The following is a 14,797-nucleotide window of genomic DNA, read 5'->3' on the forward strand; positions in this document are numbered from 1 at the left end:
CGCTGCCGGCCAGGTCAGCTCCGCGCAGGCAGTTCCTTGTCCCAGGCCAGGCTTCTGTTCACGGCGGCGTAGCCCATCTTTTCGTACAGTGCGAGCGCACCGGTGGGATTCTCTGAATCAACGTCCAGGGACGCCCGGTCCATGCCTGCAGCCACGAAACGCCGCATGGCATCAGCGAGCAGTGCCTGGGCGATGCCGCGGCCGCGATACTCAGGGCGCACTCCCAGCAGGTCCGTGTATCCCTCGCTGTAGCCCCGGGACACTGCGCTGTCCGGGTCGTGGGTGGCCAGCTGGTAGCCCGTCACGAGTCCGGAGCTGCGGTCCAGGACCACGGCGCTCAGGTCCGGCCTCGCCTGCGGATCATTGACCGTGAATCCCCAGGACTCCTCATCCCGGGGCTCGCTTCCCCAGTGGTCGCGGAAGGCGGCGTTGTGTGCCAGCCGGACCTCCTCGCTGAGCTCCGGGCGCATGGTCACCAGGTCCAGCCCGTCGGCGAGCCGCACTTCGGGGAGGGGTTCGCCGCCCAGGCGGCGGTGCATCTCGTTGAAGTACCGCACCACCTGGAACCCGGCGTTGCGGAGCAGCTGCTGCTGGTGTTCGTGCTGCTGCTCCATGTGGACGCGCAGCCGCGGCACGGGGCGCTGGCCGTCAGGCCGGTCGCCGGCAGGGCCGCTGTCTTCCCGGAAGCGCTCGACGGTCCGCTCGCTGAGCCAGCCGAGCAGCGCCGTGCCGATCCCCCGGCGCTGCCAGGCCGGGTCGACGCAGCCGAAGCCGTAAGCCTTGTCGCCCTCCCTGTTCTTGGTAAGGCGGGCATAGGCGCGGGGAACGGACTGGCTGTCCAGCACCAGGAGGGTGTGGGTAGCGGGAGGGTTCTTCTTCGACTGCAGGATCTGTTCGAGGTCGGCCACCCGCTCAAACCAGACCGGCTTTTCCACCTCGGCGGTCCGGGCGATCAGGGCAGCCCACGCATCAAGGTCAGGCTCGGCCGCGGCACGCCATTCCAGGCCCGGTTCCGCCAGGGCTTTCCGCCAGGATCCGGGCGCAAGGGCGTCGTCGTTCAGCATGGCAACAGGCTAGCTGCCGGCCCCGCCCCGCGCCAGAACCGGTCCGGTTCCGGTGGCCGGCGCGGCGTCCTCATCACCGAAACCGGAATCTCCGCCCGCACTGCGTGCGCCAGCCACCGGACCGGTAGCCGCGGCGAGGTCCAGCCGGCGGTCGGCTGCGTCTATGTCGTCGGGATTGTGGGTCACGAGCACCACGGTCCGCCCCGCGAGCCCCTTGCGCAGGTCAGCGAGCATTTCCCTGCCCGCCTGGGCGTCGAGGTGCGCGGTGGGCTCGTCCAGCAGGATCACGTCGGCACCGGTCATGAGCGTCCTTGCCACCGCGAGCCGCTGGCGTTCTCCGCCGCTCAGGAACGCGCCGGCGGGCCCGATTCGGGTGTCGAGTCCGGCTGGCAGCCGGGACACCAGCGCAGTGAGTCCGACGGCTGCCAGGACGTAGGCCATTTCCTGTTCGGCGTCGCCGGCCTTGCCCTCGGGCCGGCCGAGGATGAGGTTGCCGCGGATGGTGGAATCGAACAGGTGCGCTTCCTGCGGGCACCACGCAGCCCTTCCGGTCACGGCGGCCCGGCCGGCCGCGGCGGGAAGGAAGCCCAGGAGCACGGAGAGCAATGTGGATTTGCCTGCACCGGACGGGCCGGTGACAGCCAGCCAGGTGCCCGGTCCGGCTGAAGCCGACAGGCCAGAAAAGACGGGCCCGCCGCCGGGCCATGCTGCGCCGGCATTGTCCAGCTCGACACCGGCGGCACCGCCGGGACGGGCAGGGACAGGCTGCAGGCCCTCGTCGCCGCCGGTTTTAGGGCCGCCGTCCGTGAGCACGCCGGACTCCGCAACCCGCCGCAGGACGGAGCGGAGTGCGGGGTACTGGCGGACCGCCGTCGTCATCGCCGCGTACGGTTCCACGAGCGCCAGCAGCAGCAGGACAATAACCGCTGCGATGGCGGGCTCCAAGGTTCCGGCCAGCACCTCGGGAGCCATGAGGACGGCACTGGCCAGGGCCGCAGTTCCGCAGGCTGCGGTGGTGATGGCCTGGCCCAGGCCTTCTGCCCAGGCGGAACGCTGTGAAGCCCTGGTGGCCGCGCGATCCTCGGCACGCAGCTCCTCGAGCACGGTGCCGGCTACGCCATTGGCGTGCAACTCGGCGCGGGCGTCCAGGGCCGCGGAGGTGCGCCGCAGGACCCCGGACCTCAGGTTCTGTTCCGCGGTGGCGGAGCTGCGGTCCCCCCGGAGGGCGGCCGCCGGCGCCACGATCAGGCTCACGACGGCGGCAGCGGCGACGGCCGGCAGCGCGGCAGGAGCCACGAGCCCGGTGGTTATCAGCGCCGCGGTGCCCACGGCGACGGCCGTCAGGGGCGGCAGGACAACGCGTGGCAGCAGGTCCCGGACGGTGTCGACGTCGTCAATCACCGTGCCCAGGACATTGCCGCCCTGAAGGAGCCGGCGGAGCGAGAGTGCCTTCCGGCTCAGCGACTCCCAGAGCCGGCCGCGGAGGCGGGTGAGGGCAGCGAACACGGCGTCGTGCAGCAGGAGCCGTTCCCAGTAGCGCAGCACGGCGCGCCCGATCCCGAAGAACCGCACTCCGACGATGGCGGTCAGCAGGTACAGGATGGGCGGCTGTTCGGCCGCCCTGATGATGAGCCAGCCGGACATCCCTGACAGGGCGACGGCAAAGAGGACGGCGAATGTGCCCACCGCCGCGGCACCGGCGAACCCCCTGGCCACGGGCGAGAGGAGGCCCGCCAGGAGCCGGGAAGTGGCACCGGACGGCCGGTCCGCCAAGCCTGCCGGCCCCGATTTCGGACCGGCGGCGGGGGCGTTCCCGACGCCGGTAGGTACTGCGATCCCGGGAACCGCGGTGACGCCGGAGGCGGCAGGTTTCCCGGAAAGAGCCGTCCCTTCAGATACCGCGGTGATTCCTGGGGCCGACACGGGCACCAGGTGATCTGCGAGCCGGCGGGTCTGCTGGTCGTGGGCCACCAGGATGACAGTGACCTGCCCGCGGAGTGCAGCGATTGACTGCTGCACCAGCGCCGACGAGGCCCCGTCCAGGTGCGCGGTGGGCTCATCGAGCAGGAGCACGGTGGCGCCTGCCCTGATCCGGGCCAGGCCGCGGGCGAGCGCTACGCGCCGCAGTTCGCCAGGGCTCAGTTCGGCCGGGTGCTTTCCGGCAAGGTGCGCTGCGGCAGCTGCGGCCAGGCACTTCCGGGCCGCTTCCGCGCCGCCGGGCAGGGTCTGTCCGGATCGGCCGTTGAGGTGCCCGCCGTTGAGGTGTCCGCCGTTGACGTACAGCAGGACTTCCTCGAGCACGGTGTCAGCCACCATCACCGGGTGTTGCGGAACCCAGGCGAGGCCGTCCCGGTCCAGGCCGGAGATGCGTCCGGTCACCGTAGCTCCGGCGCCGTCGCCGACCGTTCCCGCCAAAACACCAAGGACGGTGCTCTTCCCGGCGCCGCTCGGGCCGTCCAGTGCGGTGATGAGCCCCCGCGGGGCGGTGAACGTCAGCGGCCCGACGGCGGCGGCGGACCTTCCGGCATACGTCACGGTCAGGTCGGTGACACTGACTCCCGCCGCGTCGGCGCCGGACCGGGCTGCTGCCTCCGGAGAGGCGTCGGCCCCCGGCAGCGGGCGCGGCTCGGGCGCGTCGGTGATCTTCGTCGTCTCGGCGAGGGCCACGCGGCCGTCGTCGCTGGCGTGGTGGGCGGTGCCCAGCTCGCGAAGCGGGAGGTAGCAGTCCGGGGCGAGGATCAGGGCAAGAAGGCCGGCTTCGAGGGCCATGTCGCCGTGTACCAGGCGAACGCCGATGAAGACTGCCACCACAGCTACCGAGATGGTGGCGATGAGTTCCAGCGCCAGGGAGGAGAGGAACGCGGTCCGCAGTGTCCCCATGGTTTTGCTGCGGTATTCTTCCGAAATTTCTTCCAGGGCCTTGCGCTGCGCCGTAGCGCGGCCCAGGCCCACCAGGACCGGCAGGCCCTTGGCCAGCTCAAGCATGTGGGCTGACAGCCTGGTCAGGGTTTCCTGGGCGTCCCGGACGTGGTCCTCGGTGTACCGTCCGATCAGCACCATGAACAACGGGACCAGCGGAACAGTCAGGACTAGCACCACGGCGCTGACCCAGTCCGCGAAGAGGATGCGCGCGCCCAGCAGCAGCGGGATGGCCGCGCAGTTCACCAGCGCCGGGAGGAACTGGGTGTAGTAGCTGTCCAGCGCATCCAGGCCGCGGGTCGCCAGCACGGCCAGGCCGCCGTCGGCCGGGCCGGTGCCGCGGGCCCCGTTCCGCAGGGCACGGGCCAGAAGCTCGGACCGGAGTTCCTCTTTGATGCCCAGGGCGGCCCGGCGCGCGGCGATGCCCTGGGACCAGACGGTTACCGATCTCAGGACAACCCCGGCAAGGCCCCAGGGCAGCTGGTCAGGCCAGGATGGGTCGCCGGTGAGCAGGCCCGCCAGCATGGCGGCGACGGCCTGCCCGATCAGGACCAGCGAGAGCGCCTTGAGTGCTGCGAGCAGCCCAAGCCGGTAGACGGCGGAGAGGGTGGCCGGTCCGGCCGGGAACTGTGGGCGCACGGTCAGCCGTTGTTGGTGAAGGCTTTGGCTGCGATGGCGGGCAGGAAGCTGTGCGCGGCCGGGATGTGCGCGGCGCTGACCCGCCGCCGGAACACCCAGTACGTCCAGGCCTGGTAGGCGATCACCAGGGGCAGGCCCACCGCCCCCACCACGCTCATGAGCCCGAGTGTGTAGTCGGAGGAGGAGGCGTTGGAGATGGTGAGGTCAAACGCGGAATCCAGGGTGGAGGGCAGCACTACCGGGAACACTGCTCCGAAGATCGAGGCGCTGCCGAGGACGATGAACGCTCCCATGGCCATAAACGCCCTGCCTTCGGATCCCCGTCGGGCCAGAACCCAGGATGCCGCCGCGGCGCCGACGGCCACAATCACGGCGGCCCAGGTCCAGGGCTTTCCGTCCAGGAACTGGATGACGAGCGCCCACGCGGCAATGGGCAGGAGCAGGACCGGAAGCAGCCGGACAAACCAGCGGCGGGCACGGTGGCGCACGTCGCCGTCGGTCTTCAGCGCCAGGAACGCCAGGGCGTGCACCAGCGAGAATCCCACCACGGCCAGGCCGCCGAGGACGGCGTAACCGCTGAACCACGCCATGGCCCCGCCAACCCTGTCGCCGTTGGCATTCAGCGGCAGCCCGGTGGTGGTCAGTGCCAGTGCGGCGCCCACACCGAAGGCGGCGAAGAAGGAACCCAGTGCTATGGCCCAGTCCCAGCGGGTCCGCCAGGCGTGGTCATCCACCTTGCCGCGGTATTCAAACGCCACGGCCCGGAAGATCAGGGCGACCAGTACCACCAGCAGCGGCAGGTACAGCGCCGAGAACAGGGACGCGTACCAGAGCGGGAAGGCGGCGAAGGTCGCGGCACCGGCCGTGATGAGCCAGACTTCGTTTCCGTCCCAGACCGGACCCACCGTGTTCAGCAGGACCCGGCGTTCAGTGTCGTTGCGGGCGAAGAGCTTCATCAGCATTCCCACGCCGAGGTCGAAGCCTTCAAGGAAGAGGTACCCGGTCCACAGCACCGCGATGGTGATGAACCAGATTGTCGGCAGCAGTTCCATTCTCGAATTCCTCTGCTTCTTAGTAGGCGAATGCCAGGACGTCGTCAGCGGGCTTGGCGGTGCCGGGGCCCTCGGTGTCCTCGTCCTTGTCAACGGGGGCGTGTGCCAGTTCGGGCATCGCGGACCCGACGCCGCCCCTGACGTACTTGACCAGCATCTTTACTTCCACCACGAGCAGGACCGCGTAGACGGCGGTGAGCACGATCAGCGAGGTCAGCAGTTCGCCCGCGGAGACTCCGGGCGAGACGGCTGCCGCGGTGAACATAAACACCTGGTCAATGCCGTTCAGGTCGGGGTTGGGTGCCACCACAAACGGCTGGCGGCCCATTTCGGTGAAGATCCAGCCGGCGGCGTTGGCGCCGAAGGGAGCCAGGATGCCGAAGACGGCAAGGCGCATGAGCCACTTGGACGCGGGGACGGTACCTTTCCTGGTCATCCACAGGGCCAGGAGGGCGGCCAGCGCCGCGATCCCGCCGAAGCCGATCATCATGCGGAAGCCCCAATAGGTCACTTCCATAACGGGGACATACTGGATCTCCTGACCGGCGCGCTCGCCGTAGATCGGGTTGTCCGGGAGATGGGTGCCGTAGTCGGCCTTGTACTGGTCCAGAAGGCTGTTGACGCCCTTGACTTCGGTGGTGAAGTCACCCTTGGCCAGGAAGGACAGGATGCCCGGAACCTCGATCAGGGCCACGATCTCGTCGCAGTTCTTCGAGCCGACATTGCCGACGCTGAGGACCGAGAAGCCGGTGCCGTCGTGGCAGGCCGCCTCAGCGGCGGCCATCTTCATGGGCTGCTGTTCGAACATGAGCTTTCCCTGGAGGTCGCCGGTGAGCGCGGTGCCGGCGAAGGAAACCATGGCCACGACGGCGCCGATCCGGAGGGAACGGATCCACACTTCATGGTCGGTCCGGTCGCGGCCGGGGATGGCTGCTTCCCCCGGGATGACCTTGCCGTCAGGGCCGATGGTGTCGATACCGTCCCTCCGCCTGCGCCAGAGGTGGTACCAGGCGATGCCGAGGAGGAAGCCTCCGGCCACAGCCAGTGCACCCATCAGGGTGTGCGGCACTGCCACGAGGGCTGTGTTGTTGGTGAATACGGCCCAAGCATCGGTCATGACGGGACGGCCGTTGATCATTTCCACGCCGACGGGATGCTGCATCCAGCTGTTGGCCACGATGATGAAGTAGGCGGAGAACACGGAGCCGATCACGGCAATCCAGAGGCAGGCCAGGTGGATGCCTTTCTTGAGCTGTTTCCAGCCGAAGATCCACAGGCCCAGGAACGTCGACTCCACAAAAAAGGCAAGGAGTGCCTCGAGCGCCAGCGGCGCCCCGAACACATCGCCCACGAAGCGGCTGTACTCGCTCCAGGCCATTCCGAACTGGAACTCCTGCACGATGCCGGTGGCGACACCCATGATGAAGTTGATCAGGAACAGCTTCCCCCAGAACTTGGTCATCCGCAGGTATTCCGGCTTGCCGGTGCGGTACCAGACTGTCTGGATGACTGCCACCACCAGGCCCAGCCCGATGGTCAGGGGCACCATCATGAAGTGGTAGACGGTGGTGATACCGAATTGCCAGCGTGCGATTTCCAAAGCGTCCAAGGCAGTCCCTACTTTTGGCTAGGCTCTCAACAGTCCATGTTTTCTACGCAACGTAGAACATCGACTTCTACAGAGTGTAGAACACTTTCGGCGTGCAGTGTAAACAACAGTTCCACTGGCCGGAGCCGGAGGCAAGGGCGCGACGCGCCGAGTGTTCTACCTCATGTAGAAAGAAAGTCCAAAACGAGGTAAATTTAGGACTGAAGTATTCGATCAACGCTCCGCGACGGCCGCTCCGGCCCCGCGGATGGGGACTTTAAGAAGGATGTACGGAATGGCAAGTCTTGGTGAACTGGAACGGGCAGTGATGGATCTGCTCTGGGCAGGCCAGGAAGCGGCCACCGCCAACACGCTCAGGGACCTGCTGGCTCAAACCACCCAGGCCCAGGGCGGCACTGCCGGCCATGAGGGCAAGGACCTTGCCGTGACCACGGTTCTGACCGTGCTGTCACGCCTGGAGAAGAAGGGGCTCGTGGAACGCGAACGCGGCACCCGGCCCCACCGCTACCAGGCGGTCTCCAGCCGCGCGGACCACACAGCGGAACTCATGCATGAAGTGCTGGGCTCTGCGCCCGACCGCGAAGCCGTGCTCGCCCGCTTTATTGGCTCCGTCACCGAAAGTGAAGCCGAAACGCTGCGCAAACTGCTTGGCCACAGCTAACAGCGCATGTTCTGGACCTCATATTTTCTGGCGGTCCTGGCGATAGTCCTGGCGTGGCCGGTGCCTATCCTCCTTTCGCGCGCACAGTGGCCGGCACGGTCACCGTTTACGGCCATGCTGCTGTGGCAGGCGATCGCCCTCGCCGGTGGCCTGTCCATGATCGGCGCCATGCTGGTCTACGGGCTCGAACCGATCGGCGACAACCTGCTGGCCGGGCTGCGCGGACTGGCGGGCATGGTCCTGTTCAACGCCCCCACCACAGCGCTGGGGTTCTGGCACCTTTTTGCGTTGTCGGCAGCGGCCCTCCTGACCGCACACCTCGTCTTCACACTGTTGCTGACCTACTACCGGATCGAACGGCAGCGCCGTCGCCACCGGGAACTCCTGGCCCTCCTGGCATCACCGTCGAATGACGGGCCGGGCACGGTGGTCATCAACCATGACTCCCCCGTGGCCTATTGCCTGCCCGGCGGGGCCCGGTCCGTTACCGTACTGAGCGACGGGCTGATGGCCGCACTGGAGCCGGCGGAACTGCGGGCGGTGCTGATCCACGAAAACGCCCATCTGAGCCAGCGCCACCACCTCCTGTTGTGGGCTTTCGCGGCCTGGCGCCAGGCCCTCCCCTGGCTTCCGACCACACGGCTTGCCCAGGAAGCGGTGAGTTCCCTCATCGAGATGCTGGCTGACGACGTCGCGCTCAGGACCGAGAGCAAAGCCACGCTGATCAAGGCCATCGCCATTGTTGCCAGCGGACCGTCCGGGGCGGCCGGCAGCGGCTCGGTGTTCGACGGCGGTCAGCTCCCCATGGCAGCAGCAGACGGACTCGCTGCAGACGGCATCCCCGACGGCGTCTCCGGCGCGTCCGGCGGCGCGGGCTCGGCCCGGACCACGGCGTCGAGGGTCAGCCGGCTCCTCTCGCCCAAGGAACCCCTCCCGGCCTCGCTGAGGGCACTCGTCCTGGCCGGTTGCCTGCTCCTGCTGGCCCTGCCCACAGCCCTGCTGATTGTCCCGGGGCTGCTCGGCTAGCAGGCTCTTTGGCCGTACACGCGCCGGGGCGGCCCTGGCCGGCCACGGGCGGCCGGCCCCGGACCGGGACCACGGCTCAGGCGTCGATCCGCTCCCGGTCCAGGCTCGCCGCGCCGGCGATGATGAAGTCCTTGCGCGGTGCGACGTCGGACCCCATCAGCAGGTCGAAGGTCTCCTCTGCCTGCTTGGCGTTTTCGATGCCCACTTTGCGCAGTGTACGGTGGCGCGGGTCCATGGTGGTTTCCGCCAGCTGCTCGGCATCCATTTCCCCAAGGCCCTTGTAGCGCTGGATGGGCTCTTTATAGCGTTTGCCCTCCTTGGCCAGCCGGGCCAGCAGCACGTGGAGTTCGGCTTCGGAGTAGGTGTAGATCATTTCGTTGGCCTTCTGCCCCGCGTTGATGACCTCCACGCGGTGCAGCGGAGGAACGGCGGCGAACACCCGGCCCTCATCGATCATGGGGCGCATGTAGCGGAAGAAGAGCGTGAGCAGCAGCGTACGGATGTGTGCTCCGTCCACGTCGGCGTCCGTCATGAGGATCACCTTGCCGTAGCGCGCCGCGGCGATGTCGAAGCTTCGCCCGGACCCCGCGCCCACCACCTGGATGAGCGCGGCACATTCGGCGTTGGACAGCATGTCCCCCACCGAGGCCTTCTGGACGTTGAGGATCTTGCCGCGGATCGGCAGCAGCGCCTGGAAGTCCGAGGAACGCGCCAGCTTGGCCGTGCCCAGTGCGGAGTCGCCCTCCACGATGAACAGTTCCGAGCGGGCCACGTCATCGGTGCGGCAGTCTGCCAGCTTGGTGGGCATGGAGGAGGTCTCCAGCGCGTTCTTCCGGCGCTGCGTTTCCTTGTGCACCCGCGCCGAGATCCGCGACTTCATCTCGCTGACGATTTTTTCCAGCAGCAGTGCGGACTGGGCCTTGTCATTGCGGTTGGCGGAGTTCAGTTTGGCGTTGATCTCCTTTTCCACCACCCGGGCCACAATGGCGCGGACCGCGGACGTGCCGAGGATCTCCTTGGTCTGACCTTCAAACTGCGGCTCAGCCAGGCGCACCGTCAGCACGGCAGTCAGCCCGGCAAAGATGTCGTCCTTCTCGATTTTGTCATTGCCGGCCTTGAGCTTGCGGGCATTGCTTTCCACGGCCTTGCGGAAGGTCTTGACCAGCGCCTGCTCAAAGCCGGACTGGTGCGTGCCGCCTTTGGGAGTGGAAATGATGTTGACGAAGCTGCGGACGGTGCTGTCATAGCCGATGCCCCAGCGCAGGGCCACATCCACTTCGCAGTCGCGCTCCACTTCGGCCAGCTGGCTGTGTCCGCGCTCGTCCAGCACCGGAACGGTCTCCTTGAATTTGCCCGAGCCGTGCAGCCGCCACGTGTCCGTGACTGCCGGGTCCGCCGCGAGGAAGTCCACGAACTCGGAGATGCCGCCGTCGTGGTGGAAGATTTCTTCGTGGCCGCCCAGTTCTCCGGGCGTGCCGGGAAGCTTGCGCTCATCGCGGACGGTGAGTTTCAGGCCCGGCACGAGGAAGGAGGTCTGGCGGGCCCGTGAGGCCAGTTCGTCGTAGGAGAATTTGGCGTCCGGGGTGAAGATCTGGCGGTCAGCCCAGTAGCGGATCCGGGTTCCGGTGACGCCGCGTTTGGCCTTGCCCACGATGTCAAGGACGGAGTCCTCAACGAAGGGCTCGAACGTTGCCGCCGGATCAGATCTGGTTCCCGGATCCTTGAACCTCCCCGGCTCGCCGCGCCGGAAGGACATTTTGTACGTCTTCCCGCCCCGGTCCACTTCCACGTCCAGCCGGGAGGAGAGCGCGTTGACCACGGAAGCCCCGACACCGTGCAGTCCACCGGACGCCGTGTAGGAGCCGCCGCCGAACTTTCCGCCGGCGTGCAGTTTGGTGAAGACCACCTCGACGCCGGTGAGTCCGGTCTTGGGCTCGACGTCCACGGGGATGCCGCGGCCGTCGTCGTGGATTTCCACGGAGTTGTCGGCGTGCAGGATGATCTTGATGTCGTGGCCGTACCCGGCCAATGCCTCGTCGACGGAGTTGTCGATGATCTCCCAGAGGCAGTGCATCAGGCCGCGGGAGTCGGTGGAACCGATGTACATGCCCGGGCGCTTGCGGACGGCCTCCAGGCCTTCCAGTACAGACAGGTGCCGGGCGGTGTACTCAGAACTTGGTGCCACGGGTTGTGAACTCCTTCAGTGACGGAACAGCTAAGGCTTTTTGACGCTCTTCCTAGGTTAGTCGGCCTGCAGCGGGACACCTGCCAGCCACTCCAGCACAGGCTCCCCCTGGCTGCACCCGTTACGGAACGGTGATACGCGGACAGCGAAAGTGATCCATCCTTGTCATGGTTTTGCTACGAATGCTGGTTATATAGATATACAGATCTACTAAGGAGGCCGATATGACAACAGCAGTTGCGGACCGCACGCTCAACGCACTGGACCGGTGCGATCGTTGCGGAGCACAGGCGTATGTCCGGGTTGTTCTTGAGTCCTCCGGCGGGGAGCTGCTCTTCTGCGGCCACCACGCGCGGGCAGTCGAAGCGACGCTCAAGCCGTTGAGCTCCGGCTGGCACGACGAGACAGGCCGGCTTCACGAGAAGGCGCCGGTTCCCGTGGACTAGGCAGCTTTCTGGCATAAACAGGGTTCCTCCGCTTGGAGGGGCCCTGTTTTTCTGCCTCTTGTGCGTGTGCGCTGATTCCGGCCGCGTGTCCAGACAGCCGCGTGTCCAGACAGCGGCGTGTCCAGACGGCCGGTGTCCGGAGACAGGAAAGGCCCCGCCACGGCGGGGCCTTTCCCATGTCTGGATCCGGAGAGGCCGGTGAGGGCCTGCCGTTCCTAGTCCAGGTAGTCGCGCAGGACCTGGGACCGGGACGGGTGCCGCAGCTTGGACATCGTCTTCGATTCGATCTGGCGGATTCGCTCGCGCGTAACTCCGTAGACCTTGCCGATTTCGTCTAAAGTCTTCGGCTGCCCGTCGGTGAGGCCGAACCGCATGGCGACAACGCCGGCTTCGCGCTCGGACAGGGTGTCCAGCACCGAGTGCAGCTGCTCCTGCAGCAGGGTGAAGCTGACGGCGTCGGCGGGAACAACGGCCTCGGAGTCCTCAATGAGGTCACCGAACTCGGAGTCGCCGTCCTCACCAAGGGGAGTGTGCAGCGAGATGGGCTCGCGGCCGTACTTCTGGACTTCAACAACCTTCTCAGGGGTCATGTCCAGTTCGAGGGCCAGCTCTTCAGGCGTAGGTTCGCGACCAAGGTCCTGCAGCATCTGGCGCTGAACGCGCGCCAGCTTGTTGATGACTTCCACCATGTGCACCGGGATACGGATGGTGCGGGCCTGGTCGGCCATGGCACGGGTAATGGCCTGGCGGATCCACCAGGTGGCGTACGTGGAGAACTTGAAGCCCTTGGTGTAGTCGAACTTCTCGACCGCGCGGATGAGGCCCAGGTTGCCTTCCTGGATCAGGTCAAGGAACAGCATGCCGCGACCGGTGTAGCGCTTGGCAAGCGAAACGACGAGACGGAGGTTGGCCTCCAGCAGGTGGTTCTTGGCGCGCTTGCCGTCGTGGATGACGAATTCGAGCTCGCGCTTGAGCTTCGGTTCCATGGAGCCGTCGTCCGCCGCGATCTTCTCCTCGGCGAACAGGCCCGCTTCAATGCGGAGCGCAAGGTCCACTTCCTGCTCTGCGTTCAGCAGGGCAACCTTGCCGATCTGCTTGAGGTAGTCCTTGACGGGGTCGGCCGTCGCGCCGGCCGACATAACCTGCTGGACCGGGGCGTCGTCGTCATCGGCGTCAGAGTATACGAAGCCTGAGCCCGTGGCTGCTGCGCCGGTCTTGCTGGCCGCTTCCTCCTCGGTCAGCTCGGACGGATCGGGAGCTACGTCGTCGAGATCTTCATCCAGCTCAACGTCCTCTGCATCGTCGTCCGACGTGCTGGACTTGCCGGCAGCTTCAGCTGCGGCCTTGGCGCCGGGCTTGGGTCCGCGCTTCTTGGGCTCGGGCTTAGCCGGGCCTCCGTCGGCGGAGGCAGCCTTATTGGCTGCCCGCGTGGCGGCACGCTTGGCGCTCGTCGCCGCCTTCTTCTCCTCAGCGGACAATTCGGCCTGGTCGGCGGGTTCCTTCTTCGCGGAAGACGGGGTCACAGAAAACCTTTCTAGCGGCGGTCTGTGGAATCACCATACGGGCAACACCACTATGACCCTGTCAAGTCCGTGATTCACACCAAGAGCGATCGCGGCCAGCAGAGCCATTAACTAGAACTGCCGGAGCGGCCGTAATGTTCCCGTTTCCGGGCACCATTACATGCACTTGGTTCACGGACCCAACCGGGTCTCGGCAACCATTGTCTCACGATTTTCCCAATCGCAGCCTCAGGGCAGCCCGCCGGCCGGAATGTTTCGGCCGGGCGGCCCGCTTGCAGCCGGGCGCCCAGCCGGCGAAGGCCGGCGGCGACCACAGTCCTATGCGGCGTCCGGTTCGAACTTCTGCCATGCGGCATCACGTCGCCCTGCCCAGCCGCACAGCGTCCCGCGGCTGACCAGTTCCGAGAGGAGTTCCGCCAGCCGATAACCGGGATGCGCGGCGACGGCCCGGGTCAACAGTGCGTGCGCGAACGAACCCCTGCCCCGGCACCACTCGATCCAGCCCCGTCCCGTCAGCGACGCCGCGCAGCCCTCTCCCCCGCCGGCCGCGCCAAGCTGCTGCAACACCACCTCCAAGGTCCGCATCCGGTCCCAGCGGGGTGACGCCGGCGCCAGTCCCAGCAGCACTTCCCCGTACCCGGGAACGGCGTAGGCCGCATCGTCCGGCGGGCAGGCCGGCCGCACCCCGCCAGGCTGCAGTCCTTCACGCGGCGGCCCTTCACGCGGCAGCCCGTCAAGCGGCGCCGGGACTGTCTGCTGGCCGGAGCTGGGATCGAAGATCCCGAACTCCTCGGCGCCCTGTTCCGCTGCCGGCCGGCCTGCCGCACTCATCACCAGCACCGCGTCCCGCCAGTGCGGGACGCACAGGGAAGCACGCAGATACCCGGCCAGCCCGACGGAGACCTGGGCTGCCCCTTCGGTCGCCAGCACCCGCTCCCAAACGTCCAGAATCGTGGCGAATTGGGACCGGCTTCCGCGCAGCGCTGCAAGTTCAGCCGCCCAGCATTGTTCAGATTCCACGACGGACCGATCGGACGGAGCCTCTCCGGGCAGGGCATCGCCTGTCAAAGAAGGATCCTCGCCCACGCTGCTCCCGCGGAACACCATCTCGGCGTTGAGCCGGCTGTCCCGGATCTCATCCACGGAGCGGCCGGGAAACGGACAGCAGGAGGGATCGAAGCAATACGCGTTGCGCCAGAAATCCTCGCCGACGTACCAGGCGTCGCGAACCGGCAGCCCGGACAGCTCCAGCTCGACCTCCAGTGCCGTCAGCAGCCGTGCAAGGGTTCCTTCCTCCGGCACTCCGGGAGTGACAACGCCGGAAGCACAACCCGAACCGGCAAACCACCCTTCATCGCTGAAGAGCACCAGGAGCGTACCGTCGGCGTCGTGGTCTGCTTCCAGGTAGTCCCGGACCGTGCGTGAGAAACGAAGCAACCCCGGGTCAGAGTCGAGCGCCGGCAGGTCAACGCGGAGGGTGGCACCCAGCCTCTTTCCCTGCATGGTCATGGCCACCAGGCTGTTGGCCGGCCAGTAGCCAAGCGAATGCGGAATGAAGCCCAGGATGTCCTCAGGGCCGGTGATTGTCAGTCGTTCTGGAGGTGTCATGCCTCCAGACTGGAACGGTCGGCGGCCTGCCGGCAGAGGGCTGTTCGCTTATGTGGACAACCCGC

At 67.1% G+C, this 14,797-nt stretch carries 10 protein-coding genes; 3 read left to right on the plus strand and 7 right to left on the minus strand.

What is annotated here, in order from left to right:
• Positions 1-14: 14 nt before the first annotated feature.
• Genes J2805_RS17455 through J2805_RS17470 form a run of 4 tightly spaced genes read right to left on the minus strand, consistent with a single transcriptional unit; the run spans position 15 to position 7,283 of the window.
• Positions 15-1,064: a GNAT family N-acetyltransferase gene (locus J2805_RS17455; protein WP_309978430.1), complete on the minus strand. Its 1,050-nt coding sequence runs from the start codon at positions 1,062-1,064 to the stop codon at positions 15-17.
• A gap of 9 nt (positions 1,065-1,073) precedes the next feature.
• A complete protein-coding gene (gene cydD, locus J2805_RS17460) occupies positions 1,074-4,622 on the minus strand; it encodes a thiol reductant ABC exporter subunit CydD (RefSeq protein WP_309978432.1) in 3,549 nt (1,182 codons plus the stop codon).
• Between the two features lie 2 nt (positions 4,623-4,624).
• Positions 4,625-5,674: a cytochrome d ubiquinol oxidase subunit II gene (gene cydB, locus J2805_RS17465; protein ID WP_309978434.1), complete on the minus strand. Its 1,050-nt coding sequence runs from the start codon at positions 5,672-5,674 to the stop codon at positions 4,625-4,627.
• A gap of 19 nt (positions 5,675-5,693) precedes the next feature.
• Positions 5,694-7,283 (minus strand): cytochrome ubiquinol oxidase subunit I, encoded by a 1,590-nt coding sequence (locus tag J2805_RS17470; protein WP_309978436.1) that lies wholly within the window; start codon positions 7,281-7,283, stop codon positions 5,694-5,696.
• Between the two features lie 274 nt (positions 7,284-7,557).
• Between J2805_RS17470 and J2805_RS17475 the strand changes: the two genes are divergently transcribed.
• Entirely contained in the window at positions 7,558-7,944 is a 387-nt protein-coding gene (locus J2805_RS17475) for a BlaI/MecI/CopY family transcriptional regulator (protein WP_309978438.1), read from the plus strand.
• Positions 7,945-7,950: 6 nt separating this feature from the next.
• Positions 7,951-8,970 carry a M56 family metallopeptidase gene (locus J2805_RS17480; protein WP_309978439.1) on the plus strand — a complete coding sequence of 340 codons (1,020 nt, stop codon included), beginning with the start codon at positions 7,951-7,953 and terminating at the stop codon, positions 8,968-8,970.
• Between the two features lie 76 nt (positions 8,971-9,046).
• Here J2805_RS17480 and J2805_RS17485 read toward each other — a convergent pair whose 3' ends face one another.
• On the minus strand, positions 9,047-11,155 hold the full coding sequence (locus J2805_RS17485; RefSeq protein ID WP_309978440.1) for a DNA gyrase/topoisomerase IV subunit B: 2,109 nt from the start codon (positions 11,153-11,155) through the stop codon (positions 9,047-9,049).
• A gap of 224 nt (positions 11,156-11,379) precedes the next feature.
• On the opposite strand from J2805_RS17485, the gene J2805_RS17490 reads away from it, so the two are divergent.
• A complete protein-coding gene (locus J2805_RS17490) occupies positions 11,380-11,601 on the plus strand; it encodes a DUF7455 domain-containing protein (RefSeq protein WP_309978441.1) in 222 nt (73 codons plus the stop codon).
• Between the two features lie 215 nt (positions 11,602-11,816).
• Here the strand turns inward: J2805_RS17490 and J2805_RS17495 are convergent, their stop codons facing one another.
• Together J2805_RS17495 and J2805_RS17500 are read right to left on the minus strand one after the other, a co-directional pair.
• Complete coding sequence (locus tag J2805_RS17495) at positions 11,817-13,124, minus strand: RNA polymerase sigma factor (protein ID WP_309978442.1); 1,308 nt, start codon at positions 13,122-13,124, stop codon at positions 11,817-11,819.
• 318 nt (positions 13,125-13,442) lie between these two features.
• Positions 13,443-14,732, minus strand: a complete 1,290-nt coding sequence (locus tag J2805_RS17500; protein WP_309978443.1) for a DUF4192 family protein — start codon at positions 14,730-14,732, stop codon at positions 13,443-13,445.
• Between the last annotated feature and the right edge of the window lie 65 nt (positions 14,733-14,797).

Origin of the sequence: Arthrobacter oryzae, from assembly GCF_031454875.1 — a bacterium.
Classification (GTDB): domain Bacteria; phylum Actinomycetota; class Actinomycetes; order Actinomycetales; family Micrococcaceae; genus Arthrobacter; species Arthrobacter oryzae_D.

Coding starts and splice junctions, on each gene's coding strand:
- cydB (WP_309978434.1), bottom strand. CDS start 5,674: ATGGAACTGCTGCCGACAATCTGGTTCATCACCATCGCGGTGCTGTGG.
- J2805_RS17455 (WP_309978430.1), bottom strand. CDS start 1,064: ATGCTGAACGACGACGCCCTTGCGCCCGGATCCTGGCGGAAAGCCCTG.
- J2805_RS17490 (WP_309978441.1), top strand. CDS start 11,380: ATGACAACAGCAGTTGCGGACCGCACGCTCAACGCACTGGACCGGTGC.
- J2805_RS17480 (WP_309978439.1), top strand. CDS start 7,951: ATGTTCTGGACCTCATATTTTCTGGCGGTCCTGGCGATAGTCCTGGCG.
- J2805_RS17500 (WP_309978443.1), bottom strand. CDS start 14,732: ATGACACCTCCAGAACGACTGACAATCACCGGCCCTGAGGACATCCTG.
- J2805_RS17475 (WP_309978438.1), top strand. CDS start 7,558: ATGGCAAGTCTTGGTGAACTGGAACGGGCAGTGATGGATCTGCTCTGG.